Source organism: Pseudovibrio ascidiaceicola, from assembly GCF_900114245.1.
GTDB lineage: Bacteria > Pseudomonadota > Alphaproteobacteria > Rhizobiales > Stappiaceae > Pseudovibrio > Pseudovibrio ascidiaceicola.
This window is the reverse complement of sequence record NZ_FOSK01000015.1, coordinates 78,276-100,795: the sequence shown is the minus strand read 5'-3', so window position 1 is coordinate 100,795 and position 22,520 is coordinate 78,276. Positions and strand designations below refer to the sequence as shown.

The 22,520-nt window shown below is 51.5% G+C and carries 23 protein-coding genes; 16 read left to right on the top strand and 7 right to left on the bottom strand.

Annotated features, from left to right (window positions below):
• Window positions 1-61 precede the first annotated feature (61 nt).
• Window positions 62-907 carry a LysR family transcriptional regulator gene (locus BM231_RS22845; protein ID WP_159437991.1) on the bottom strand — a complete coding sequence of 282 codons (846 nt, stop codon included), beginning with the start codon at window positions 905-907 and terminating at the stop codon, window positions 62-64.
• Window positions 908-1,004: 97 nt separating this feature from the next.
• Between BM231_RS22845 and BM231_RS22840 the strand changes: the two genes are divergently transcribed.
• From BM231_RS22840 to BM231_RS22830, 3 genes are all read left to right on the top strand, one after another.
• A complete protein-coding gene (locus BM231_RS22840) occupies window positions 1,005-1,931 on the top strand; it encodes an MBL fold metallo-hydrolase (protein ID WP_208860590.1) in 927 nt (308 codons plus the stop codon).
• A 207-nt stretch (window positions 1,932-2,138) separates the two neighbouring features.
• Window positions 2,139-2,981, top strand: a complete 843-nt coding sequence (locus BM231_RS22835) for a transporter substrate-binding domain-containing protein (protein WP_093523182.1) — start codon at window positions 2,139-2,141, stop codon at window positions 2,979-2,981.
• Window positions 2,982-2,994: 13 nt separating this feature from the next.
• Window positions 2,995-3,951 (top strand): amino acid ABC transporter permease, encoded by a 957-nt coding sequence (locus BM231_RS22830; RefSeq protein ID WP_093523181.1) that lies wholly within the window; start codon window positions 2,995-2,997, stop codon window positions 3,949-3,951.
• A gap of 20 nt (window positions 3,952-3,971) precedes the next feature.
• Here BM231_RS22830 and BM231_RS22825 read toward each other — a convergent pair whose 3' ends face one another.
• Both BM231_RS22825 and BM231_RS22820 read right to left on the bottom strand, forming a co-directional pair.
• Entirely contained in the window at window positions 3,972-4,637 is a 666-nt protein-coding gene (locus BM231_RS22825) for a hypothetical protein (RefSeq protein ID WP_093523180.1), read from the bottom strand.
• Between the two features lie 25 nt (window positions 4,638-4,662).
• The gene (locus tag BM231_RS22820; protein WP_093523179.1) at window positions 4,663-6,243 is read right to left on the bottom strand and encodes a multicopper oxidase family protein; all 1,581 of its coding nucleotides are present in this window, start codon (window positions 6,241-6,243) and stop codon (window positions 4,663-4,665) included.
• 492 nt (window positions 6,244-6,735) lie between these two features.
• Between BM231_RS22820 and BM231_RS22815 the strand changes: the two genes are divergently transcribed.
• Genes BM231_RS22815 through BM231_RS22775 form a run of 10 tightly spaced genes read left to right on the top strand, consistent with a single transcriptional unit; the run spans window position 6,736 to window position 15,039 of the window.
• Complete coding sequence (locus tag BM231_RS22815; protein ID WP_139226395.1) at window positions 6,736-6,999, top strand: hypothetical protein; 264 nt, start codon at window positions 6,736-6,738, stop codon at window positions 6,997-6,999.
• Between the two features lie 10 nt (window positions 7,000-7,009).
• Window positions 7,010-7,813 (top strand): uroporphyrinogen-III C-methyltransferase, encoded by an 804-nt coding sequence (cobA, locus tag BM231_RS22810; RefSeq protein ID WP_093523177.1) that lies wholly within the window; start codon window positions 7,010-7,012, stop codon window positions 7,811-7,813.
• Window positions 7,806-8,177, top strand: a complete 372-nt coding sequence (locus BM231_RS22805; protein WP_093523166.1) for a c-type cytochrome — start codon at window positions 7,806-7,808, stop codon at window positions 8,175-8,177. Before cobA ends, BM231_RS22805 begins: the two co-directional genes overlap by 8 nt.
• Window positions 8,174-9,355 (top strand): cytochrome D1 domain-containing protein, encoded by a 1,182-nt coding sequence (locus BM231_RS22800; protein ID WP_093523164.1) that lies wholly within the window; start codon window positions 8,174-8,176, stop codon window positions 9,353-9,355. Before BM231_RS22805 ends, BM231_RS22800 begins: the two co-directional genes overlap by 4 nt.
• Before the next feature lie 55 nt (window positions 9,356-9,410).
• Window positions 9,411-10,409, top strand: coding sequence for a siroheme decarboxylase subunit beta (gene ahbB, locus BM231_RS22795; protein ID WP_093523162.1), 999 nt, complete (start codon window positions 9,411-9,413; stop codon window positions 10,407-10,409).
• Window positions 10,406-10,894 carry an Lrp/AsnC family transcriptional regulator gene (locus BM231_RS26990; protein WP_159437990.1) on the top strand — a complete coding sequence of 163 codons (489 nt, stop codon included), beginning with the start codon at window positions 10,406-10,408 and terminating at the stop codon, window positions 10,892-10,894. Before ahbB (BM231_RS22795) ends, BM231_RS26990 begins: the two co-directional genes overlap by 4 nt.
• Window positions 10,891-11,466 carry a siroheme decarboxylase subunit beta gene (gene ahbB, locus BM231_RS26985; protein WP_159437989.1) on the top strand — a complete coding sequence of 192 codons (576 nt, stop codon included), beginning with the start codon at window positions 10,891-10,893 and terminating at the stop codon, window positions 11,464-11,466. The genes BM231_RS26990 and ahbB (BM231_RS26985) overlap by 4 nt, the downstream gene beginning before the upstream one ends.
• The gene (nirJ, locus tag BM231_RS22785) at window positions 11,402-12,616 is read left to right on the top strand and encodes a heme d1 biosynthesis radical SAM protein NirJ (RefSeq protein WP_093523160.1); all 1,215 of its coding nucleotides are present in this window, start codon (window positions 11,402-11,404) and stop codon (window positions 12,614-12,616) included. Before ahbB (BM231_RS26985) ends, nirJ begins: the two co-directional genes overlap by 65 nt.
• Entirely contained in the window at window positions 12,591-14,192 is a 1,602-nt protein-coding gene (locus BM231_RS22780; protein WP_244527208.1) for a nitrite reductase, read from the top strand. Before nirJ ends, BM231_RS22780 begins: the two co-directional genes overlap by 26 nt.
• A complete protein-coding gene (locus BM231_RS22775; protein ID WP_208860589.1) occupies window positions 14,149-15,039 on the top strand; it encodes a CbiX/SirB N-terminal domain-containing protein in 891 nt (296 codons plus the stop codon). Before BM231_RS22780 ends, BM231_RS22775 begins: the two co-directional genes overlap by 44 nt.
• 62 nt (window positions 15,040-15,101) lie before the next feature.
• On the opposite strand, the gene BM231_RS22770 is transcribed toward BM231_RS22775, so the two are convergent.
• Complete coding sequence (locus BM231_RS22770) at window positions 15,102-15,752, bottom strand: peroxiredoxin (RefSeq protein ID WP_093523156.1); 651 nt, start codon at window positions 15,750-15,752, stop codon at window positions 15,102-15,104.
• A gap of 98 nt (window positions 15,753-15,850) precedes the next feature.
• Between BM231_RS22770 and BM231_RS22765 the strand changes: the two genes are divergently transcribed.
• Window positions 15,851-16,750, top strand: coding sequence for a LysR substrate-binding domain-containing protein (locus tag BM231_RS22765; RefSeq protein WP_093523154.1), 900 nt, complete (start codon window positions 15,851-15,853; stop codon window positions 16,748-16,750).
• A gap of 45 nt (window positions 16,751-16,795) precedes the next feature.
• Here the strand turns inward: BM231_RS22765 and BM231_RS22760 are convergent, their stop codons facing one another.
• On the bottom strand, window positions 16,796-17,515 hold the full coding sequence (locus tag BM231_RS22760) for a Crp/Fnr family transcriptional regulator (protein ID WP_208860588.1): 720 nt from the start codon (window positions 17,513-17,515) through the stop codon (window positions 16,796-16,798).
• A gap of 525 nt (window positions 17,516-18,040) precedes the next feature.
• Between BM231_RS22760 and BM231_RS22755 the strand changes: the two genes are divergently transcribed.
• Window positions 18,041-18,568, top strand: coding sequence for a GNAT family N-acetyltransferase (locus BM231_RS22755; RefSeq protein ID WP_208860587.1), 528 nt, complete (start codon window positions 18,041-18,043; stop codon window positions 18,566-18,568).
• A 28-nt stretch (window positions 18,569-18,596) separates the two neighbouring features.
• Here the strand turns inward: BM231_RS22755 and BM231_RS22750 are convergent, their stop codons facing one another.
• Window positions 18,597-19,079, bottom strand: coding sequence for a hypothetical protein (locus tag BM231_RS22750; RefSeq protein ID WP_093523148.1), 483 nt, complete (start codon window positions 19,077-19,079; stop codon window positions 18,597-18,599).
• Between the two features lie 503 nt (window positions 19,080-19,582).
• On the opposite strand from BM231_RS22750, the gene BM231_RS22745 reads away from it, so the two are divergent.
• Window positions 19,583-20,521 carry a helix-turn-helix domain-containing protein gene (locus BM231_RS22745; RefSeq protein WP_208860586.1) on the top strand — a complete coding sequence of 313 codons (939 nt, stop codon included), beginning with the start codon at window positions 19,583-19,585 and terminating at the stop codon, window positions 20,519-20,521.
• Window positions 20,522-20,564: 43 nt separating this feature from the next.
• Here the strand turns inward: BM231_RS22745 and BM231_RS22740 are convergent, their stop codons facing one another.
• Window positions 20,565-22,226: an aminotransferase class V-fold PLP-dependent enzyme gene (locus BM231_RS22740; RefSeq protein ID WP_093523144.1), complete on the bottom strand. Its 1,662-nt coding sequence runs from the start codon at window positions 22,224-22,226 to the stop codon at window positions 20,565-20,567.
• Window positions 22,227-22,520: the final 294 nt, after the last annotated feature.

Here is a 22,520-nt window from a genome sequence, read left to right as displayed (position 1 = left end):
CACTCAAAATCTGCGGGGATACTAACGAAATGCTCGGCCTGCGCCCATAAGCCATTTGGTCTTACCGACGGGCTTTTGCGCTCTCGACGATGTGTTGGATAAAAGCACGCGTGCGTTTCGGTCTGTGCTTTCTTGCAGGGGTCACAATGTAAAGCGGTACCTGAGGGATTTGCAGAGTGGTTTTTAACAAATGCAAACGGCCTTGCCCTACCTCTTGCTCACAAAGCGAGATCGGCAGCACAGCAAGGCAATCCATTGATAACGCGAGTTGTTTGGTCAAACGGAAGTTCTTGGTCTCGATCGTGTGAGAGGCTGATTTACGTGTCGAGAATTCAGCTAGGAAACCTCCCGGATCTCTGAGAGCAAAAGAACTTATGTTGTCTTCTGTGATGAGCTCATGCGGTTTGCGAGAGAACAGACCGACAGGGTCATAAGTGTAGCGCTGCGTGATCAGAGTTTCTTCTCCCGGATGACGTGCGCGGATCGCGAGATCGAAATGATCTGCCACAAGATCCACTGGATTATCGCTCATATCAACGTAAAACGAGACTTTGGGGTGCAGCTCGCTAAAGCTGCTCAGCAGGGTTTCCAGCGTTTCTACCGGGTAGTCTGTAGGAACGGAAAGGCGAATGTTTCCAGAGAGTTCGTCTTTCTCTAACAGGTCGCTTTCAGCTTGTAGAAGTGCCTCCAAGGCTGGCTCGCACTGCTGCAAAAACCGTTCACCCTCCAGCGTCAAAGAAACCCGCCGGGTGGTGCGGTGAAGCAGTTGCACGCCGAGCCGTTCCTCCAACGCTTGCACGCGAGCCGTGACCGTTGAACGGGGGATATTCTGGTACGTTGCAGCCTCTGCGAAGGAGTTCAGGCGAGCAACATCAATGAAGGTTTGCAATTGGGTGATGTTCGTCATTGTGCAGCTATATCGTATAATGATGACAGTATTATCTGAATACTCCAGCCGATCAGAGTTTGCTAGCCCTATGCTTCTTACGGAGATAGGTGACATCATGAACAGACGGAATTTTCTAGGTTTAAGCGGAACAACAGCGTTGGTTTCTGCCGTTGGTTTACCCGTACTGGCGCAGGCAAAAACCCATGCAAAAGCGAGCAGTATGCCAGAGGAAGCATTGCAAATCCAATGGCTTGGCGGGGCAACGATGCTGATCAGTTTTGATGGGGTAACATTCCTCACTGATCCCGCCTTTGGCATTGGGGAGCAGGCGATTGTGATGCCGAACCCAAATGAGATGTTTGATCTTGCCAAAGGACCCAACATCAAACCGCAACCACGTTTTGGCACATTGCCTGCGTTTGATCTTGGAGCTGTGACTGCAACACTGATCAGCCATTCGCATCCTGACCATTTTGATGCAGCAGCGCAGGCGAAAATTGCTTCTGATATGCCGATGATTGCGACAGAACATGACAAGCAAGTGCTTGCAAAGAAGGGGTTTTCTAATATCTCCACTTTGCCATGGGGCAAGCAGGTGGTGTTTCCGACCAAGTCCGGTCAGATCACCATCACAGCAGTGCCCGCCGAGCACTCGGAAAACGCGGAGATCCTGAAAGTTCTTGGGCCAGGCAACGGGTACTTCTTTGAATTCGTGGCCGGAGAATATCGCAGGACTATGTATTGGACTGGCGATACCTTCCCGGTTGATGGTGTGGTGGACGAAGTCCAAGCCCTTGGTTCCATTGATGTTCTTGTGCCGCATGTTGGCGGGGTAGGCGCGACGGGCGCTCTGGGGAAAATCAGCATGGACGCCGCAGATGTTGTGAAGATGGTTGATCGTCTGAGACCGAAACGCATCCTGCCTATTCACCACTCCACATTTGGGTTGTTCCTGGAACCGATCTGGAAACTGGTGCAAGCGATGGAGAGGCATGAAGTGGATCTTGATGTCATCTCAGAAGGCGGCATTGTCCAGTACTGATAGATGAAGATGTATGTGCGATGACTATTACAAGACATCGCACTCTTCCTTCAATAACGTGGTGGTTCGAAGAATAAATAGATTAGACGTATAGATTTCACTCAGTGAAACTGAGTTATATTCATATATGAATAAATGAGAATCTCTTGTTTACCTTGGTTCTGTTGCCTAGGATCACCCGGATAATATTATTATTTGGAGGGGTGAATGAATATTATTAAATCAATCGCGAGTATTGGCTCAGTTGTCAGCGTGTCTTTTCTGGCCCTATCTCAACCTGCATTCTCTGGCGAGGTGATGGACCGCGTCATGGAGAGTAAGGTGATCCGTGTCGCCACCAACTCGGGGTATCCGCCAGCTTCGTTCCTGAATGCTGATGGTGTGTTTGAAGGTTATGACATTGATGTTTCAAAGGAAGTCGCCAAACGCATGGGCGCTAAGGCGGAGTTCCTGAACCCGGCTTGGGAGGCCATTACATCCGGCAAGTGGGGCGGACGCTGGGAGATGTCCATCGGTTCCATGACGCCAACACCTGCCCGCGCGAAAGTGCTCGATTTTCCAGCGGTTTACTATTACACGCCTGCCGCGTTTTACGTGCACAAGGACGCGTCTTATGAAACAGTTTCGGAGCTAAACGGCAAGCGCATTGGCGCCAGCACAGGGTCCACCTTTGAGTATTATCTTCAGCACGAGTTGAAGTTGGACCCGGCTTATTCGCCTGCTTTTGAGTTTGCGGTGACACCGGGTGAAGTCCGCACCTATGAGGCTGATAGCAACGTACTGGATGATCTGCGTCTGGGAGATGGCAAGCGCCTAGATGCTGGCATCACGTCGGTCCCAACCATTCTGGAAGCAATCAAGGCGAACTATCCGATCCGTATTCTGGGAGAGGCGGTGTTCTTTGAGCCTCTGGCGGTTGTGACGTCTCGTGATGACCCTGATTTTTCCAAAAAGGTTGGCGAAATCATTGAAGAAATGCGGGCTGACGGCACATTGGTTGAGCTTTCCAAGAAATGGTTTGGGGCTGACCTTGTAACCACGACGCACTAGTGCGGCTGGTCCTATGACATTGCTCGTAAACCTGTTTAGTCATGCGCCCTCCCGGCGCCTGGCTTTCTTCGCGGTACTGGCAGCGTTGCTCATGGCATTTGACCTGAGCAGCGTTGGCCAATACCTGACGACCCTTCTGAACCTTGATGTGGCCCCTGATACTGCTTCCGTGCTGGCCGCATTTGCGATTTCTGCTGTGATCACAGCAGATGTGGTGTTCGTCTCCAAGCTGCCGATGAAGGTGCAAGTGCCGATCTACTGGGCGCAGCTTCTGGCGCTGTTTCTGGGGTTCTTCTACTCGTTTGACCTGTCGTTTCCGTTCATCATCGAGCGGTTACCGATCCTGCTTTATAAGGGACTATTCTACACGCTCTTGGTCTCGTTTGCGTCCATCATTTGTGCCAGTTTGCTGGCATTTGTTGGCGCGCTTGCCCGTCTGTCCAACTCAGGTCCAGCCTATGCGGCTTCAACGTTCTATGTCTCGTTTTTTCGTGGTACGCCGTTGTTGTTGCAGGTTTATCTGATTTACCTGGGATTGCCGCAGCTTGGTATTACGCTGGATGCAATCCCCTCCGGCATACTGGCTCTGTCGCTCAGTTACGGGGCCTACATGACGGAGATTTTCCGCGCAGGCATACAGGCGGTTCCACGGCAGCAGTCGGAAGCTGCTGCTGCTCTGGGGCTACAGCCCTGGCAGATTATGTGGAAGGTTGTTTTGCCTCAGGCAATCCGCATTATCATTCCACCAACGGGCAACAACTTCATCTCCATGCTGAAAGACAGCTCGCTGGTGTCTGCCATGGGCATCATGGAGCTTATGTACCTGGCACGGACGCTCGGGCGCTCCGAGTTCAAACACTTTGAAATGCTGATCAGCGCAGCGCTTATCTACTGGGCAGTCAGTTTTGTCTTTGAGATGATACAGGCACAGCTAGAGAAGCGATATTCGGCTCCGCAGAAGGTTGGGTAAGCAAAGGGAGAGGAGGCCGCTCAGGCCTTCTCTCTGGCACGAAACAAGTCGTGACACTTGAGGGCACAGTAATAACCGATCGTAAAGAAGATGCTCATGGAAAGGACTTGGAGATAGAACCGGTCAAACGTGTTCCTGTGCAGCATCAAGTTGAGTGCGTGGCCCACATAAACGCCAAACATCATCATGGAAATGGCGAAGATGTGTATGAAGATTTTTGCGCTTCTGGAGCTCGGGCGCCCTTTGCAGTGGTCCGCGAAGAAACATGTCACGATGCAGGCGAACACCATGATGAGCGTCATCCAGTTTAGATAAACAGCAGCCAGCGTAAGGCTGTTCATTTGTTGCATGGCCAGGTTCTGGTCAATGGATAGATCGATCTGGTGACCCAAAATCATGCCAAGCCCGCCATAGACAAACCCACTCCAAAAATACGTGAAGAGATAGCTGGGCATGACTGCATTTTGCAGGCTTACCATGCCTGTAAAGAATATGGCGAGAATGAAAGCAACTTCAAATACATGAAGGGTGTCCGGTCGGGTGATCAGCGTCACCACAACCAGCTGAAGCACGAGCATCATCCCATAGCCAACAGGGTTGGTAAGCAAAAAGTGGCTCAGAGAAAAGCTGCGCATTGGCTTTGGCTTCCGCTCGTTGTTAGGGCTGATGCCGTGTACCTCAGTCATGTGAACCTGATGTTGCCTTGGGCTGTTACTGGTTGTTGTTCCAGTCGTCTTTTTCTTTCAAGTCTCTGACGACTTTCACGTGTTGCATCATGCCGCCATCCTCGTGGTAAAGCAGGTGGCAGTGGAGCGGATACTTGCCGACGAAGTCTTTGAACCGCATGCGGAATTTCACGTGACCATGAGGCGGAACCTGAATGGTGTCTGCCCAGAACGGGAGTTCCAGGGTGTAATCCAGAGGGTCTTCGCCCTGAATTTCAAAGACATACATGGGGTTCACATGGATATGGATGGGATGCGGAAACTCGCTTTCGTTCTCCAGCGTCCACTCTTCCACCGCGTCCAGCTGGACCCAGTGATTAACCACCTCGCAACCGCCGAACTGGCCGTGGTCAATGGTGACGTTCACCCCTCGATAGTATTTCTCGGGATTGTCCAGCGTGTTTGCCTGAAAGGTCAGCGTGCGTTTGTTGGTTACTTCCTCTGGGCCGATTGGTTCCAGCAGACCGCTCTGCAAGCTTTCCGGGAACGGCGGCGGGGTGGTGCGCTCGGCAGGTTCGCTTGGCATGTAGATTGCGGCACCGATCTCTTCGCCGCGCTCCACTTCAATGGCAAAGAGCGGCGGGTTGTTGTGGTACTTGTAGTGCGGAATGAACTGATACTCGACCGAGTCATTTTGCACGTAATAAAACGCGCCCGGAGTGGCCGCTTCGCTGATTTTCAGCAGGATAGACGCGCGGTTTGCCGGGGCAAGGCTGATGCCCCCCTGTCTGCGGTAGTTGTCTGTGGGGTTGCCATCATACCCGTAGATGAACATCTGCCCGAAGAAGGGGCACTCGAAGTTGATCGATGAGCGTGTGGTTGCGTTCAACAGGCGGAGATTGATCAGCTCTCCCGGCTTTACCTTGATGATTGGGCAGTACTGGCTGTTGACCGTGATGTTGTATTCGCTGTTAGGGAACTTGGCGACCTGCTTCTGGTCTTCCACCTTGCCTTCAGCGTTCACAGCGATGTTCTGGAACACCATGCAGTATTCCTTAACACCCATCTCTTTGAGCTGATCATCAAACGGGCCGCGCACGATAATCATGCCCGCCATGCCGCTACCAACCTGCAGGGCCACGGACCCATGTTTATGCGGGTGATACCAATAGACACCTGGTGGGTGGTCCGCCGGAATGTCGTACTCGTAGTCGTATTCTTCGCCGGGACGAATGGTCATGCAGACGTTATCGCCCGGCGACTCCGGCGTCACATGTAAGCCGTGGGTATGGATGTTGTAGTTATTGAAACCGTAGGGGAAGTTGATGTCATCCGGCTCGGCTTGGTCTTGTTCAGGCAACTTGTTGTGCGTGTGGATCTGCAGTTTTGACCCCGGTCTGATTTCAATGGTCGGACCGGTCAGCGTGTTGCCTGCTTCTTTGGTGAGATCGCTTGTGAAGACCCGGGTGTATGTTGGGACGTTGTGAGGCTTCTCAAAGCTGAAAACATTGTTGGTGTCGTATTCAACATCCAGAGTGACTTCCAGATGCTTCTTTTCAGGATCCATTACGTAAGCTGGCGGGTTTTTGATAGGGCTCAGAAAGGAAAAGGGCTTCGCCTCACTCATGTAGCGGTTCCTCACGTAGACAGCACTCGAGTGCTTGTTGATTTTGGTTTCAACCTACTGAGGATGGGAGAGTGGTGGAATCTTTGCTTGGCAATGGGGTTAAGGTACCGTTAGGTAAAAAGGTCGGTTCCGATCTGACTTTACGTTTATTCCCTAAACGCGCACTCCGTGCAGCTCTGGATGGGTGCCAACTTGCCGTTGTCAGGAAGTAAATACCTGAAACGGAATCTCTTTCTCCTTTTTAGAACGATTATTTTTTGTGGGAAGTCTACGTATTTTTTGCCTGCGCGTGACCTATGTCAATTTAGCTGGGATATCACCACATCCGGTTGCAATTCTGTGAAATTTCTACACACATCAACCTATTGAAATATATAGAAATTATGACCACTCACGAGGCTCTCACAATAACTTGACGATGGTCAATGTGAGAAGCGAGAGGGCAAGCTTACATAACGATGCCGGTAAGGTTCGTCTCGATTGGAGTTTATGGTGTCGTTTAAATCAATTCTCCGTTTTTTGGCCAGTATCGCGCAGCAATGCGCAATCAGCGCCGTAGCTGTAAGCGCTCGCAAGAAGCCAGCAGCATTTGATGACCACACTCTCAGGTTTGAAAGTGTCATCAAAGACGAACGCCTGATCGCTCCGTCGGGCATGGTCTATGTCTCCAACACCTTAAAAGACATCGGTTCGGCAACACTCCAGATCACCAGAGGGGCTCGGATTGCCCCTCTATTTTCGCCAGTTTCGATTTGAGGAATGAGTTATGAGAGGCATTGGTAAGGTCAGTCTGATTGGCGCAGGACCGGGTGACCCGGATCTCCTGACAGTGAAAGCTCTGAAACGCATTCAGAACGCTGAAGTCGTTGTTTACGATCGATTGGTCTCTCAGGAAATTATGGATCTGGTTCCGCCTAAGACAGCTCTTTATCCTGTCGGAAAGAAGCCAAAGAGCCATCCGATCCCTCAGGAAGAAATCAACCAGTTACTCGTTGATCTCGCCAAAGAAGGTAAGCATGTTGTGCGCCTTAAAGGTGGGGATCCGTTTATTTTTGGCCGCGGCAGTGAAGAAGCTGCTGAATTGGTCATTGCCGGCGTCGACTATGAAGTCGTGCCAGGCATCACAGCTGCGCAAGGCTGTGCCTCAAGCCTAAACCTGCCACTCACGCATCGCGGCCTTGCAACGGGGCTTAGATACGTAACCGGGCATTGCCAGAAAGATGTACCCCTCGATCTGGATTGGGCCAGCCTTGCGGACCCTAACACTACCCTTGTGATTTACATGGGCCTTGCAGCCATCGCCGAGATTTCTACCAAGCTGGTGGAACACGGCATGCCTGCGGATATGCCTGCTGTAGCAATCTCGAAGGGCACCACATCCGAAGAGCAGAAAGTGTTTGGCACACTCACCACAATCGGTGAGCAGGCCAAGGCCGCTAAACTACCAGCGCCTACACTGTTTATGATTGGTGATGTTGTGGGTCTGAAAGACTCTCTGGAGCTGCCATCCTATTCCGGCAGTGAGGCAAAATGGGGCGATAGACCTCATCTGGAGGTTATCAATGGCTAAGACAGAGCGGAGTGCGCAAAACCCGCTGCGTTCTTTTCTGAAGGCTGGGTTGCTGGCGCTTCCGTTGCTGACTGGAGCGCCATTCGGAGCTCACGCCGACGAAGAGGCTCTCAAGATTATCGATCGCGAAAAGCTGACAGATTTCGTGCAACAGGACTGCGGGTCCTGCCACGGTCTGACGCTTGAGGGCGGTCTTGGTGGGCCAATTCTTCCAGAAAATCTGGAGCATATGGACTCTGATGTCATTCAGGAAGTGATCCTTGGCGGACTGCCAGGGACAGCGATGCCTCCATGGCGTGGCTTCCTTACCGAAACTGAAGCGGCCTTCATTGCGGAAGGTCTTAAAACAGGAGCATTCAAGTGAAGACGTTTTTTGCTGCCGCAGCCTTAGGTGCGGGTCTTTTATTTGCTTCTGCAGCCAGTTCTGACGACCTGCGCGCCACGGGCGATCTGGGTCTGATTATCGAACGAGCCACAGGAACAGCCCTGATTGTCGAAAGCACAGACCGTACTGTGCTGGCTCAGGTGGAGGGTTTGGGCAATCTCTCACACGCCTCCGTCGTTTACTCGCGAGATGAGCGCTACGCCTATGTGTTTGGCCGCGATGGTGGCCTGTCCAAAGTGGATATGCTCACCGGCAAGTTGGTCGGCCGCGTCATGCAGGCTGGCAACTCCATCGGTGGTGCTATCTCTGATGATGGCAAGCTGATCGCAGTCGCCAACTACAAACCGGGCGGCGTGAATATATTTGATGCAGAAACTCTGGAGCTGGTCTCTGAAGTGCCTGCGATCTATGACGAAGTGGGCAATCAGTCGAAGACCATTGGACTCGTAGATCTGCCCGGCCGTCGCTTTGCCTTTTCCCTTTGGGATGGTGAGCAAACATGGATTTTGGACTATTCCAAGAGCCTGAAGCCTGAGATTACCAAACTCGAAGACATTGGTGTTTTCCCGTACGACGCGCTGGTCACGGGTGATGGCCGCCACTACATCGTTGGTCTGTTTGGTGAAGACGGTCTTGCCCATGTTGACCTTTGGAAAGAGCCGCTGACGGTTGAGCGCATCATGGATGGATACGGCAAGGGCGAAGAGCCTCTTCCGGTCTACAAGATGCCGCATCTGGAAGGTTGGGCGAAAGCCAATGGCATGTACGCACTGCCAGCAATTGGTCGCCACGAAGTTCTGTTCATGGATGAGCGTGATTTCACTGAAGTTGATCGTGTGAAAGTGCATGGCCAGCCGGTGTTTGCCATGGCGCGTCCTGATGGTCGTCAGATCTGGGTAAATTTTGCGCCTCCACACAACGACACCATTCAGGTGATCGACATTCTGGAACGCAAGATCATCAAAACGATGAAACCGGGACCGGGCGTGTTGCATATGGAGTTTACTCCACGCGGCAACGAAGTCTGGATGTCCGTTCGTGACAAGAATGAAATTCATGTCTACGACACAACGGATTTCTCCCTGAAAGAAGTTCTGCCAGCAGAAAAACCAAGCGGCATCTTCTTTACTTCACGTGCACACCAGCTGGGGCTTTAGCCCCCGGCTTTCCCAGGGCGGCGCTGGCCGCCCGAGCGATTGGGGAGTTTGCGATATGAGCGCACAGCTGAGTGATATTGATCTCGTATTGGTGGACAAGTGGCAGCATAATTTTCCGCTTGTTCCTAAGCCATTCAATCTCATAGCCCGGGAAACCGGGGTGGACGCTTTAGACGCGATCAGCAGTTACGAACGGCTGGTCGCAAATGGCGTTATTTCGCGCATTGGCGCGGTACTGGCTCCAAATACAGTGAGCGCGAGTTGTCTGGCTGCCGTGTCTGCACCTCCACACTTTGTGGAAACAGCAGCCCAGCTCATCAACGATGAGTCGGGGGTCAATCATAATTACCTGCGTGAGAATGATCTCAATATCTGGTTCGTGGTTGTTGAACGGGATCGGGCGACGTTAGAGGCCACGCTCGCCCGTATTGAGCAGAACACCAATCTGGTGGTTCATGCTTTTCGGATGGAAAAGGCTTTCCATTTAGATCTGGGGTTTTCTTTGACAGAGCAGCGGCTGGAAAAGAAGACCCCCGTGCTTCCTCCTGTCGACATGTCGGTGCTGGAACCGGGTGATATCGACCTGCTGGAAAAGCTGTCTGATGGCATTCCGCTCTCGGACCGCCCGTTCCTGCGCATTGCGCTGAAGCTGGGTCGCTCGGAAACCTCTGTGCTTGAACGGCTGAAGGTGCTGCAGGATGCTGGCATCATTCGCCGGTTCGGTGTGGTCGTGCGGCATCGGTCCATCGGTTACAAGGCGAATGCGATGACGGTCTGGAATGTTCGTGATGAGCATATTGATGACGTTGGTGCCACATTCTCTGCTGACCCGATGGTGAGCCTTTGCTACCAGCGCAACAGAGAGATGCCGCTTTGGCCATACAACTTGTACACCATGACCCATGCGAACAGTCGTGAAGAGGCGCTGGAGGTCATCAACCGGCTCTCTACCATGGCCACGCAGCATGTGATGAGCAGCGATGTGCTGTTTTCCACCAAGTGCTTCAAGCAACGTGGTGCCCGCCTGTCTCGCAGTGTTGGAGTAAGTGCATGAGCACAGATATTGCCCACCTCAATGAACCTGCCAAGGTGCATCTGGATGATCTGGACCGCAAGCTGATCAACCGCTTGCAAGATGGTCTACCGGTTGTCTCCAAGCCGTATGCAGCGGTTGCAGAGGAACTGAGCATTGCGGAAGACTTGCTGCTTGAACGCCTGCAATGGCTGCTTAAGACGCGTATACTCACTCGTTTCGGGCCTATGTTCGACATTGCTCAAATGGGCGGGGCGTTCTGCCTGTGTGCCATGGCCGTGCCGGAAGAGCGCTATGACGAGGTGACCGAACAGGTGAACTCGTTGGAGGAGGTGGCCCACAACTATGCGCGTGATCACGAGTTGAACATGTGGTTCGTGCTTGCCACGGAAACCCCTGAAGAAATTGAGAGTTGCGGGAAACGCATTGAAGAGCTGACCGGAATCCCGGTCCGGCTGTTCCCGAAAGAACGCGAGTTTTTCATTGAGTTTAAGGTTCCAGTATGAGCACGCATAATATCGAAGAATTTTCAGAATTTGACCGTGCTCTAGTGTCTGCGCTGCAAGAAGGCTTGCCGCTTGTCTCCGAGCCCTACGCGCAGATTGCCCATCAGCTTGGCGTGAGCGAAGAACTGGTGTTGGAGCGTGTCGCTTCCATGAAAGAAAACGGTGCAATTCGTCGTATTGCGGCTGTGCCAAATCATCGCGCCCTTGGCATGCGTGCCAACGGCATGTCCGTCTGGAATATCGTTGATGAGGACGTTGAGCGCATTGGACAAATGATGGGTTCTCTGGACTTTGTGTCCCACTGCTATCAGCGCCCAAGATGGCTACCCACATGGCCGTACAATGTCTTTGCCATGGTGCATGGAAAGACTCGCGAAGAGTGTCTGACTTTAGTCAAGGAAATAGAGGCGCTCATAGGGACATCATGCAATGGAAATGATGTCCTGTTTTCGACAAAAACCCTGAAAAAAACAGGACTTAGACTTCGTCGCAGAGGGGAGAGCCCGCGTGTTTCGTCTGACCCATTATCTCAAAGCTCTAGCGGATCCGTATCCACTTCCACCAGCGCGTAAACCTGCTGGTCCGGTTGTTATCTGGAACTTGATCCGCCGTTGTAATCTGAAGTGCAAGCACTGTTATACAACCTCAGGCGATGTAGATTTTCCCGGCGAGCTTTCAACCAAGCAGGCCTATGAGGTTATTGATGACCTGAAGGGCTTCCGTGTCCCGGTCATCATCTTCTCTGGTGGTGAGCCGCTGATGCGCCCGGATATGCTGGAGCTGTCGGCCCACGCCAAGCAGCTTGGTTTCTATACCGCCTTGTCCACCAACGGCACGCTTATCGACAAAGATATGGCGCGCAAGATTGGTGAGATTGGTTACGACTATGTCGGCATCTCACTGGACGGCATCGGCAAAGTGCATGATGACTTCCGCGGCATGGATGGTGCCTTCGACCTGTCTTTGCAGGCAGTGCGTTACCTGCGCGAGGAAAACGTGAAGGTTGGCCTGCGCTTTACGCTGACAGAAGACAACGCCGATACGCTGGATGACTATCTGGATCTGTGCGCCCGTGAGAACGTGGACAAGATCTACCTGTCTCACCTTGTGTATGCAGGACGCGGCAACAAGAACCGTGGTGAAGATGCGCACCTGAACGTGACCCGCAAAGCCATGACACACCTGATTGAAAAGGCGTGGGAAGATGTGCTGGCTGGCAAGTCCAACGAATACGTGACCGGCAACAACGATGCGGATGGCATCTACCTGTTGCAGTGGGTGCGTGAGAACATGCCGGAAAAAGCTGGTTATCTGGAAGATATGCTGGAGCGCTGGGGTGGCAATGCCTCTGGTGTGAACATCGGCAACATCGATAACACCGGTAAGGTGCATCCGGACAGCTTCTGGTGGCATTACACAATCGGCAACGTGAAAGAACGCAAGTTCTCCGAGATCTGGCAGGATGTATCCGACCCGGTCATGGCAGGTTTGAAGCAGACCCCGCGCCAGATCAAAGGCCGTTGCGGATCTTGCCAGTACTTCAACATTTGTAATGGCAACACGCGCGTGCGTGCGCTGCAGCTGACCGGCGACCCTTGGGCGGAAGATCCATCCTGTTACCTGACGGATGAAGAGATCGGCCTCGTGGATGCAAACCACCAACGCGTTGAAACAACACCATTCCGGGGAGCTCGTCATGAAGCTAAACACGTTTATGCCTAAACTCGCCGGAGTTTTGCTGGCAACCTGCATGTTGGCAGGGGCCGCGGAAGCTCGCGGTAAAAAGCTGGAACTCTACCCCGTTTCTGACGCCACAAAAGGCACTTATCAGGAGCTCTGTGCAGAGTGTCATGGCGGTGATCGCTTAGGCGGTATCGGTCCTGCGCTCATTCCGGAAAGCTTGAAACGTCTGCGGGTCAGTGCTGCGACGTCGACCATCAAGGATGGTCGTGTCCACACGCAGATGCCAGCCTTCGGGGATCAGCTCAACGATCAGCAGGTTGCTGATCTGGTGAACCTGGTAAAGACTCCATTGGGTGCGATGCCGGTTTGGGGCGAAAAGGAAATCAACGCGACCCGCGTGTTCAACGAGGACTACAAGCCCGTTGAAAAGCCAGTCTATGAATCCGATCCGCTGAACCTGTTTGTGGTCGTGGAGACTGGTGATCACTACGCCACCGTCATGGATGGTGACACGTTTGAACCGCTCACACGCTTCAAAACCCAGTTTGCGCTGCATGGCGGTCCAAAGTTCACACCGGACGGACACTACGTGTTCTTCATGTCCCGTGACGGCTGGATCACCAAGTATGATATGTGGGCGCTGAAAGTGGTTGGCGAAGTGCGCGGTGGTATCAACTCCCGCAATATCGCGCTTTCACGCGATGGCAAGCACATTGCACTGGCAAACTACCTGCCGCATTCTCTGGTGATGCTGTCCGCTGAAGACCTTTCCGTTGAAAAGATCTTTGAAGCAGAATCTTTGGGTGGCGAAACCACACGTGTTTCAGCAGTTTATCAGGCGCCGGAGCGTGACAGCTTCGTTGTTGCCATGAAAGATACACCTGAGGTTTGGGAGGTCTCAACCAATCCTAAGGCAGAGCCTGAGTTTGATGCCTATGTTGATGCAGAAAACTACGGCCAGAATGGTACGAAGCCAACCTCCGAGGGTTTGTTCGCTCTGCGCCGTATTCAGGTTGATGCGCCGATGGACGACTTCTTCTTCGACCAGTCCTACAAGCACCTGATGGGATCGTCTCGCGACGGTAAGAGCGGTGTTGTGGTGGACATGGATGAAGGCGCGACCATCGCCAAAATCGATCTGCCAGGCTTCCCGCATCTGGGCTCCGGCATCAGCTGGGAGTGGCAGGGTAAACCTGTGATGGTGACGCCGCACCTGAGCGAGAGCAAGATTTCTGTGATCGATATGTCCAACTGGTCCGTCTTGAAGACACTTGATACTGCGGGTCCGGGATTCTTCATGCGATCTCATGAAAACTCCAAGTACGCTTGGGCGGACGTGTTCTTTGGTCCAAACAAGGACCAGATGTACGTGATCGATAAAGAAACGCTTGAGATCGTAAAGACGCTGAAACCGCTGCCGGGTAAAACCGCTGCTCATATCGAGTTTGACCGCGATGGTAGCCACGCCATTCTCTCTATCTGGGAGGATGACGGCATGATCATCATTTACGATGCGAAAACGCTTGAAGAAGTGAAGCGTATTCCAATGAGTAAGCCATCTGGAAAGTACAATGTCTGGAACAAGATCACCTTCTCCGCTGGTACGAGCCACTAGCGATCTGGCACTTGTTCTTGCTGCTCATGGAGATCTGGGTGGCAAGGGCGCCGACAACACACCAGGCCATGTTCGCCTGAAAAATGCTCTGGCGCTCTTACTGCCTGAACTGGATGTGGTGAGTGGGGTGATGAAAGGAACCCCGCCCCTACAGGAAGTAGTCGAAGGCCTCCCGCACGAGCATGTGCTTGTGCTTCCTCTCCTCCTAAGTAACGGCTACTTCTGCAACACTGTCCTGCCTCGCAGACTGGGGCTGGACCCAAACCTGCAACAACAGAAAGAAGGTGCATGGCAAAATCTGAACCGAGACGGGCAGTATATCAAGCTGTTACCCCCGCTTGGTGTATTGCCCTTCCTACCTGATCTGGTGTCTCAGAGTATTCAAAGTACACTGGCACCAAACAGCAAAAGCACGTTGTTAAAGCCGGAACTCGACCGGGAAGTGCTGATCGTTGCTCATGGCTCCACAGTTGGCCCGGAATCGCGGCTTTGTGCCCTTCAGCTGAAAGACCATCTGGAAAACCGCTACGGCTACAAGCAACTGCGCGTGGCATTCCTTTCAGAAGAACCTTTTGTCGAAAAGGCGGTCCTGACACTTTCCGATGACGCAATCGTTGTTCCTCTGTTCGCCAGCGGTGGCTTGCACGGGCATGAAGATATCTCCAAAATTATGGAGAGCGCCCCAACCGGATGCAAACTGGCTCCCGTGATTGGCTGTGAGCACGCATTGGCTCAGCATCTGGTGAGCTACTTGCAAGAAAATGGCTTAACTCGTGGTGCTGCCAACCAAAGAGTTGCAATACTACGAGATTCAGCCGCACAGCCTACAAGGGCTGCTCTGAGGTAGTTCTGATTTTTGTGTGAGAAGTTCAGGCAATTGATCACCTGAACTCCGTCTCTGGTTTTGTATTAAGCAGGTACTTCTTTCGTTGAGAAGTACCAGTCTACATAATCATAACCTGCTGATTTTCGTGTTTCAGCCAGATCCGCTGTTGCTGGTGGAGGAACGATTACTTTGTCACCAGGTTGCCAGTTTTCTGGAGTTGCGACACCGTGTTCGGTAGATGTTTGCAAGGCTTTGATCAGGCGTAGGAACTCAACCACTGAACGCCCGTTGGTCATTGGGTAGTAAACCATCGCCCGCAGAATTCCCTCAGGGTCAATGATGAAAGTTGCGCGAACAGCAGAGGTGTCTGAGGCTCCAGGCTGAATCATGCCGTAGGCTTTGGCGACTTCCATTGAAAGGTCCGCAATGATCGGGAAGGGGATGTGAACGCCGAACTTTTCCTCGATGTTTCGCATCCACGCGATGTGTGAGTAATGACTGTCGATAGACAGGCCAAGCAATGCTGTATTGAGCTTGCCAAAATCATCTGCTGCATTCGCAAAAGCAATGAATTCGGTTGTGCAGACAGGCGTAAAATCCGCTGGATGCGAAAAGAGAACCAGCCATTGGCCTTTGTAATCACTCAATGATTTCGTGCCATCTGTTGTTGGGGCCGTGAAATCTGGTGCTGGTGTGTTCAGCTGCGGCAATGTGATGATAGTTTCTTCTGACATTTATTTTCCTCGGGCTCAATTGATTTGATAAATGCAGAATATCGATCTATGTTAATTAGTGAAATTGATTAATAATAATACAGTGATCTAAAAATCATATGAGTCATCTACCAAGCCTTCGCCAGTTGGAATTTCTGGTCGCCCTTGTTGAGGAACAGCATTTTGGCAGGGCAGCAGAAAAATGTAATGTGAGTCAGTCCGCTCTAAGCACAGCGCTTAAAGAGCTGGAACAGAACCTTGGTGTTCATCTGGCAGAAAGAACCAAGCGTTCTGTCACTATTACCCCACTGGGCAACTCTCTGGCCGATCGTGCGCGTCACATTCTGCTTGATACAAAAGCCTTTGTAGATTTCGCTGCGGCAAACTCAAAATTCCTGTCTGGAGACATGAAACTGGGTGTGATCTCTACAGTTGGACCTTATCTGCTTCCCGGGATTATGCCGCAGCTTCGGAAGAAATTTCCGGACCTTCGCCTCTTTATCAAAGAAGGTATTACCCACGACCTGTTGGCGGCATTGCAGAGCGGATATCTGGATGCGGTTTTACTGGCACTTCCATTTGAGATAGGCGACCTTGTTCATTTTCCATTGTTTGAAGATGGATACAAACTGGCCGTCACACCTCAGCACCCGCTTGCGAACCGACAACATGTAGATGGACAGGACCTGACCAATACTAAAATGATGTTGCTGGAAAAAGGGCATTGTTTACAACAGCATGCCCTGTCTGCATTTTTACCTGATGGCCCGGTTCAAGATAGCTCTTTTGAAGCGACGAGCCTCTCCACTCTGGTGGGTATGGTGGCGGAAGGGCTGGGAACAACGCTTCTGCCTGACGTCGCAATCACTGCCGGACTGACCGATAATTATGATGTATGCCTCATCGATGTAGATAAGGCATTGCCAAGAGAGATAGCGCTTGTGTGGCGAAAAAGCTCGCCGCGGGGAGAGGAGCTACAACATCTTGGCACGTTCATCAAACAGGCCTACGAGGGATAAATCCCTTGGAGCAGGCGAACGAATAAATTCAATTATCGCAATATCTTAGCCGTGGCTTGAATGCATAACCACTGTGCGTTCCTGCTCTACCAATGTGCGCAGAACCTGAACGTTGGAAATGATCGCCCGGTTTTGCTTGACCTCGACGCCATAGCTTTTCAGCTTCTGGAATGCACGAGACAGGCTTTCCGGTTTCATGCCCAAGCGACCGGCAATGAGCGCTTTATCGTAAGGCAGCACCAATGTGCAGGAACCGGCTGGTTCTGTGCTGAGGTTCAATAGAAATTCAGCAACACGCTGCGCGCCCGTATGCGTCTTCAGTCCTTCAATCTGCAACACGAGTTGATGAAGGTGCATGGACAAAGATGACATCATCGCCAGCGCGATGTTCGGATCTGCTGCAATTGACTTGGCCAGATGGGCCACAGGAATACAAAGCACCACACTATCCGTGACCGCTTCACCAGAAGCTGGATAGTTTGAGTTTGTAAAGGCAGCCCCTTCAGCGAAGGTTTGCCCACGGGTGAAAACCCCAACAACGGCTTCATCGCCGCTGCTTGTTGCGCGGAAAACTTTGACCCACCCTTCCAGAACGATAAAGAACGCGTCTGCCTTATCATCCTGAAAAAATATCATCTCACCGCGCGAGACAGATTTTTTAGTGGCACCCCGAAGCAGCTGTTCTCTTGCCTCGGTACTCAACCGTTTAAGCAAGGGAATTTCAGCGAGCTTCTCCACTTCACTGCTAACTATAGTAGTAGACATTTTTACAGACCTCTCCCACGATCAACCCAATCGTACTGTTGCGTAGATGAAGGACGTTGATCTAACGCAAGTGTTTTTGCGCAATTGGCATCTTGGGGTTGTTCTCTTGAAAACAAATGGACCTAACGAAAATCAAGGAACTAGAGAACTCAGAGGATTAGGGTCCATTAAAGGTAAGGTTTTCACCCAGTGAAGAAACTTGCCTTTTTGGCTCAATAATATGTTCAAAACTGTCTCCGAGCGTGTTTTTCGCTCGAGATTGACGATGAAATGAGCCTGCTTGATGGTGAAGACGCGTCCGGAATGGGAAACGGGCAACGGTTGCGTCTTCACCATCAAGTTCCCAAGCCAGCTAATATTTTCCGGAAATCACGAGTTGCGAAACTGCTCCTAAATATGTGCACCTGAAGCAGTTGTTTGAGGTGCCTTGACATCGCGCAACTGAGGTATAGATTGCCAGCTCTTATATGTTTCACAGGAGATTTGATGTCCCGGATCTGAGGGTTCAAAGAAGAACCCCTTCGCATGCTTTCAACTTTAAGACCGCGCAGCTTGCACGGCCGGTTTTGCATGCCTTCATTTTCAGAACATCAAGCGCCGATTAACGGCACTCTTCAGGACATAGAAATGATCCGTAAATTTGAAACTCGTGACACCGAGTCCATTGTTGACGTCTGGCTTAAGGCCAGCAAACTTGCTCATCCTTTTCTGAGCGACAGCTTTTTAGCCCACGAAACCGACAATATTCGAAACTTGTATCTGCCCAACGCCGAAACCTGGGTTGTTGAGATAAATGAGGCCGTTGTCGGGTTCATTGCATTGCTTGGCAATGAAGTGGGCGGGCTGTTTGTGCACCCTGATTTTCAGGGGCAGAAGCTCGGGAAGGCTTTGATGGACAAGGCCACCTCGCTTCATGACAGTGTTGAACTGGAAGTTTTTAAGCACAATCCAATCGGGCGTGGCTTTTATGCGCGCTACGGATTTGAAGAGATGCATGAGGACTTCAACGAGGATACGCAGCAGTTGGTCATCCGGCTGAAGTATTCTGCGTGAGCTGACACAAAGATGAAGGAGAGGGCGCTTAGCGCTCTCTCCGGTTCTCAGAGAATTTTTGGAAGATGACACCCATCACCATGGCCATACCGACATGTCCGATGAATGAGGACTGCGTATAAGCCCCGAAATCCATCATAAAGCTTCTGCCGATGAAGGGCGCGAGCATACCCTGCGCGATGTACCAGAGCAGCACACCAGCAACGACGCCTGAGAGCCAAAGTCGAAGCCTGGTGACCTCATGCACGGCAAACACCGCAAGTGGGAAGACGACTGCACCAACGGAAAAGTGGACGATGAAGGCAACACTATAGGGAATGGTGAGGCCGAACAGTTTGGTTGCCAAGGCCCTGATGAGATAGGCGGGTTCCAGCACAGGGCCAAACAGAATGGGTGAGACAAACCAGGCATAGGCTTCAAAGGCGACCTCGCCGATGACACCAGCCAGCAGCAAAGCAGGCAATACGTTTCTCAATGAAGAATTTGAGGAAACAGAACTATCCAAAGCCATTGGGAGATCCTTAAGATGCTCGATGGGGAAGCGCACAAACTAAGATATGTGCAGTGAGCACTTCTTTAGGTGTGATTTTGGAAAGAAGAATGCAAGACGGCTTCGTTCCCAGTTTAATCACATTACGTTCACCTGAATGAGAGGCGAAGCGCCAGAAACCGGTACTTTGGGTCTTTTCGTCGTTGTGCTCTCTTCATGCATCAATGCAAGTTTCTCAGGAATAAAGTCAGTTTTCAGAAGGTTCCAAACAAAATGCACAATGATCTGGACGCCACGTCATTGTTTGGGTGGGGCTTGGAGATATATACAATTGCTATAAGGTTTTAGTAAAAGCACGTATTACTTGTGCTGGTTTTACAAGGACAGTTTCTTTGAGTGAGGTGGATCTCATTGATGGAGCGCCGATGGTGGAAATTTCGGAGCCTATTCCTCAGGCTGTGTTTTCCGTTGACGGCGTTGCGCCAGATGAGCGCTTCTCTCTCTGGAAGGAAAGTATCTCCTTCATGTTTCAGGTGGAAGCAGACCATGCCGTTAGGTCGGATGCGTTCACCGCCGAAGTAGATGCACATATGTTTGGGCAAATTATTCTGGCCCGGACAAAAAGTAGAAAGCAGTATTGGGAGAGGAGTGAACTGACCATTGCAAAAGATGGAATGGATCACTTCATGATCCAACTGTTCGAAACAGGAGACATGTTTTACGAACATGAAGGTGCACAACATTCTGTTGCACAGGATGGCCTCATCATTTTTGATTTAGCCAGGACATCAAAATCCTGGACCAATACATTTTCAAACCTATCCCTGATTATTCCCAGGGAGTTGCTCGAACCTAAACTGGTCTATCCAGATGGGCAGCATATGCGGAGATTACCTGCCGCGCAGCCCATGGTTCAGCTTCTTTACAGTCATATTAAATCGTTGAAAGAGTTGTCGGGTCAACTGAGCTTGTCACAAGCTGCAGATATTAACCCGGCAACGATTTCACTCATCGTTGCTTGCCTCAACAGCACGTCTGAAGGCGTCGTTCTGGTGGATGCAAGCAGCCATGCAGCGCAGATTATGCTGGCTAAGCGCACAATCAATGAGCAACTGTCGAACCCGGATCTGTCGCCAGAAACTGTGGCTATAAAAGCAGGTATCTCGCGGTCAAAACTTTATGAGATGTTCCGCAATCACGGCGGTGTGAAAAGCTTCATTCTGGAGCAACGTCTCAAGGGCGCAATGATGGCGCTCATCAGCAACAGCAATACCCACCGCTCAAACTCAGAAATCGCATTTTCCTTCGGTTTTGTCTATGAGAGTACCTTCAGTCGTGCTTTCAAAAAACGCTTCTTTATGACCCCGACTGAAGCCCGAAACTCTGCGGGTATCGCATGGTCGCGAGCCATATCCTCTCCAGATGTCGATAGACGCTATGAGGATTGGGTGAAGTGTTTGTGAGGTGTCACAGGCGACGGTTTTTCTCCGTCGCCTTGGCTTCTTGTTAAGCCACAGCAACGTCTTGTGGGCGGACGAACCAGCGGAGTTCTTCTACTTTTTGTGGCTGAATGACGTTGTAGCGTTCCTCAGTGCTGTGGTTACGCAGGAGTTCGGCTTCAGCTGCTTTCATTGTCTCAGCCAGAGAAGGGCGGTCTGATTTTTCTGCGGCTTCTGGCAGTGCGTTGAAATCGAGTGTTTCGAGAGACGCTGCGAGTTCTGTTTTGTGGTTTTGGTAGCGCCACACAGCGCCGTTTTGGTCGAAGCGATAGAATGGCAGCAACTTCCAGCCATGCTCCGCAACCAACTCAATAGCCCGCACCAGATACTCGAAGGTGTCTTCATCAATAAAGTAGTTGAAGTTGAGGCGGATCCAACCCGGACGCAGGATCATGTGTCCTTCCACCAGTTGCTCCTCCAGTGCCTTACTGTAGTGCATGTCCATGCCAAGCAAGGTGTGACCGTATGGACCTGCGCAGGAGCAACCACCACGAGCCTGAATACCGAACAGGTCATTGAGCAGCGCCACAATGAAGCTGTAGTGCAGGTCTTTGCCTTTATGGGTGATCTTCAGCGAGGTGATAGACAGGCGTGGCGCCGCAGTGTTGCCGAGTATCTCGATGTTCTCGCAGTTTGACCAACGCGCAACAGCTCTGGACACAAAGCTCTCTTCCCGACGTTCAATCTCATCGGTACCAACGGCTTGCTGAAGCTTAAACACCAGTCCTGCCCGCACAGATTCAATGATAGCTGGTGTGCCACCTTCTTCGCGGCGTTCTGCGTCAGCCACGTAACGATGATCTTCCGGTGTTACGTACATGACGGTGCCGCCGCCCGGCATTGCTGGCACTCGGTTCTTTAGAATTGCGTCGTTGACGATCAAAACGCCCGGTGTGCCCGGTCCACCGACAAATTTGTGAGGGGACAGGAAGATCGCGTCTTTGGAGCTGTCGCCCTGCTCATCTGTGCCAGCCATATCGATGCCTACATACGGGGCTGCGGCGGCGTAATCCCAGAAGGAGAGCGCGCCGTGTTTGTGAAGCAGGCGGGCGACGGTGTCTACATCTGTTTTAACACCGGTAACATTGGAGGCTGCGGAGAAGCTGCCGATCTTGAGGGGGCGATCTGCGTATTTGATGAGCTGCTTTTCAAGATCGTCCAGACAGACCTGACCACCTTCGCAAAGGGGAATGGGAACCACGTCTGCGATGCTCTCGCGCCATGGCAACTCGTTGGAGTGATGCTCGTAAGGACCGATGAAGACGACGGGGCGTTCTTCCGCCGGAATCTGCTGCTCAAACTTGTAGCGTGCGCTCAGGTCTGCTGGCAGTTTCAGGTTGAGAATGTCGATTAGTTTATGGATCGCAGAAGTTGCACCGGAGCCGCAAAAGATCACGGAATGATCGTCGTTTGCGTTGACCGAGGAACGGATCTGCTGGCGGGCTTGCTCACGCAGTGCAGTGGTCTGCGCTCCTGTGTAGGAGGTCTCTGTATGGGTGTTGGCGTAGTAGGGTAAAACGTGATCCCGGATGTAATCCTCAATCATGCTCAGCGAACGGCCAGAGGCTGTGTAATCCGCATAAACCAATGGCTTACGACCAAATGCCGTGGTGATGGCTGCGTCCTCACCAATCACTGACTTCCTGATTTTATCGATCAAATTACACATGCTTGCCCCGTCCCTTAATTCCGTCTCATCAGTTTCTTGTTATCGCGAACACTCTCTAAGTTCGCTTAGTTTGCTGAAAAGATAGGATATAAGAAACTACATACTACAAAGATAAGTCAAGTTAGAAAATGATACTCTAAATGAGATAAAATATAGAATTGGTATGATTTTACTCAAGCTCGTGCCGCACGTGCGCCATGAACCCGTAAAAATCGTGATTTTGATAATTAAATTTTAATTGTATCTATGGATTCGCAGGGGGCTCATGAGAAATATGAGTCGCTTAGCTGCTGA

Excerpts from the sequence above, each read along its gene's own strand:
- BM231_RS22775 (WP_208860589.1), top strand. The coding sequence starts at position 14,149 with ATGTCTGGAACAAGATCACCTTCTCCGCTGGTACGAGCCACTAGCGAT.
- BM231_RS22765 (WP_093523154.1), top strand. The coding sequence starts at position 15,851 with ATGAGTCATCTACCAAGCCTTCGCCAGTTGGAATTTCTGGTCGCCCTT.
- BM231_RS22750 (WP_093523148.1), bottom strand. The coding sequence starts at position 19,079 with ATGGCTTTGGATAGTTCTGTTTCCTCAAATTCTTCATTGAGAAACGTA.
- BM231_RS22760 (WP_208860588.1), bottom strand. The coding sequence starts at position 17,515 with ATGTCTACTACTATAGTTAGCAGTGAAGTGGAGAAGCTCGCTGAAATT.
- ahbB (WP_093523162.1), top strand. The coding sequence starts at position 9,411 with ATGAGCGCACAGCTGAGTGATATTGATCTCGTATTGGTGGACAAGTGG.
- BM231_RS22820 (WP_093523179.1), bottom strand. The coding sequence starts at position 6,243 with ATGAGTGAGGCGAAGCCCTTTTCCTTTCTGAGCCCTATCAAAAACCCG.
- BM231_RS22835 (WP_093523182.1), top strand. The coding sequence starts at position 2,139 with ATGAATATTATTAAATCAATCGCGAGTATTGGCTCAGTTGTCAGCGTG.
- BM231_RS22830 (WP_093523181.1), top strand. The coding sequence starts at position 2,995 with ATGACATTGCTCGTAAACCTGTTTAGTCATGCGCCCTCCCGGCGCCTG.
- BM231_RS22845 (WP_159437991.1), bottom strand. The coding sequence starts at position 907 with ATGACGAACATCACCCAATTGCAAACCTTCATTGATGTTGCTCGCCTG.
- BM231_RS22770 (WP_093523156.1), bottom strand. The coding sequence starts at position 15,752 with ATGTCAGAAGAAACTATCATCACATTGCCGCAGCTGAACACACCAGCA.
- BM231_RS26990 (WP_159437990.1), top strand. The coding sequence starts at position 10,406 with ATGAGCACAGATATTGCCCACCTCAATGAACCTGCCAAGGTGCATCTG.
- BM231_RS22755 (WP_208860587.1), top strand. The coding sequence starts at position 18,041 with ATGCTTTCAACTTTAAGACCGCGCAGCTTGCACGGCCGGTTTTGCATG.
- BM231_RS22780 (WP_244527208.1), top strand. The coding sequence starts at position 12,591 with ATGAAGCTAAACACGTTTATGCCTAAACTCGCCGGAGTTTTGCTGGCA.
- BM231_RS22840 (WP_208860590.1), top strand. The coding sequence starts at position 1,005 with ATGAACAGACGGAATTTTCTAGGTTTAAGCGGAACAACAGCGTTGGTT.
- ahbB (WP_159437989.1), top strand. The coding sequence starts at position 10,891 with ATGAGCACGCATAATATCGAAGAATTTTCAGAATTTGACCGTGCTCTA.
- BM231_RS22745 (WP_208860586.1), top strand. The coding sequence starts at position 19,583 with ATGTTTCAGGTGGAAGCAGACCATGCCGTTAGGTCGGATGCGTTCACC.
- cobA (WP_093523177.1), top strand. The coding sequence starts at position 7,010 with ATGAGAGGCATTGGTAAGGTCAGTCTGATTGGCGCAGGACCGGGTGAC.
- BM231_RS22825 (WP_093523180.1), bottom strand. The coding sequence starts at position 4,637 with ATGACTGAGGTACACGGCATCAGCCCTAACAACGAGCGGAAGCCAAAG.
- BM231_RS22805 (WP_093523166.1), top strand. The coding sequence starts at position 7,806 with ATGGCTAAGACAGAGCGGAGTGCGCAAAACCCGCTGCGTTCTTTTCTG.
- BM231_RS22740 (WP_093523144.1), bottom strand. The coding sequence starts at position 22,226 with ATGTGTAATTTGATCGATAAAATCAGGAAGTCAGTGATTGGTGAGGAC.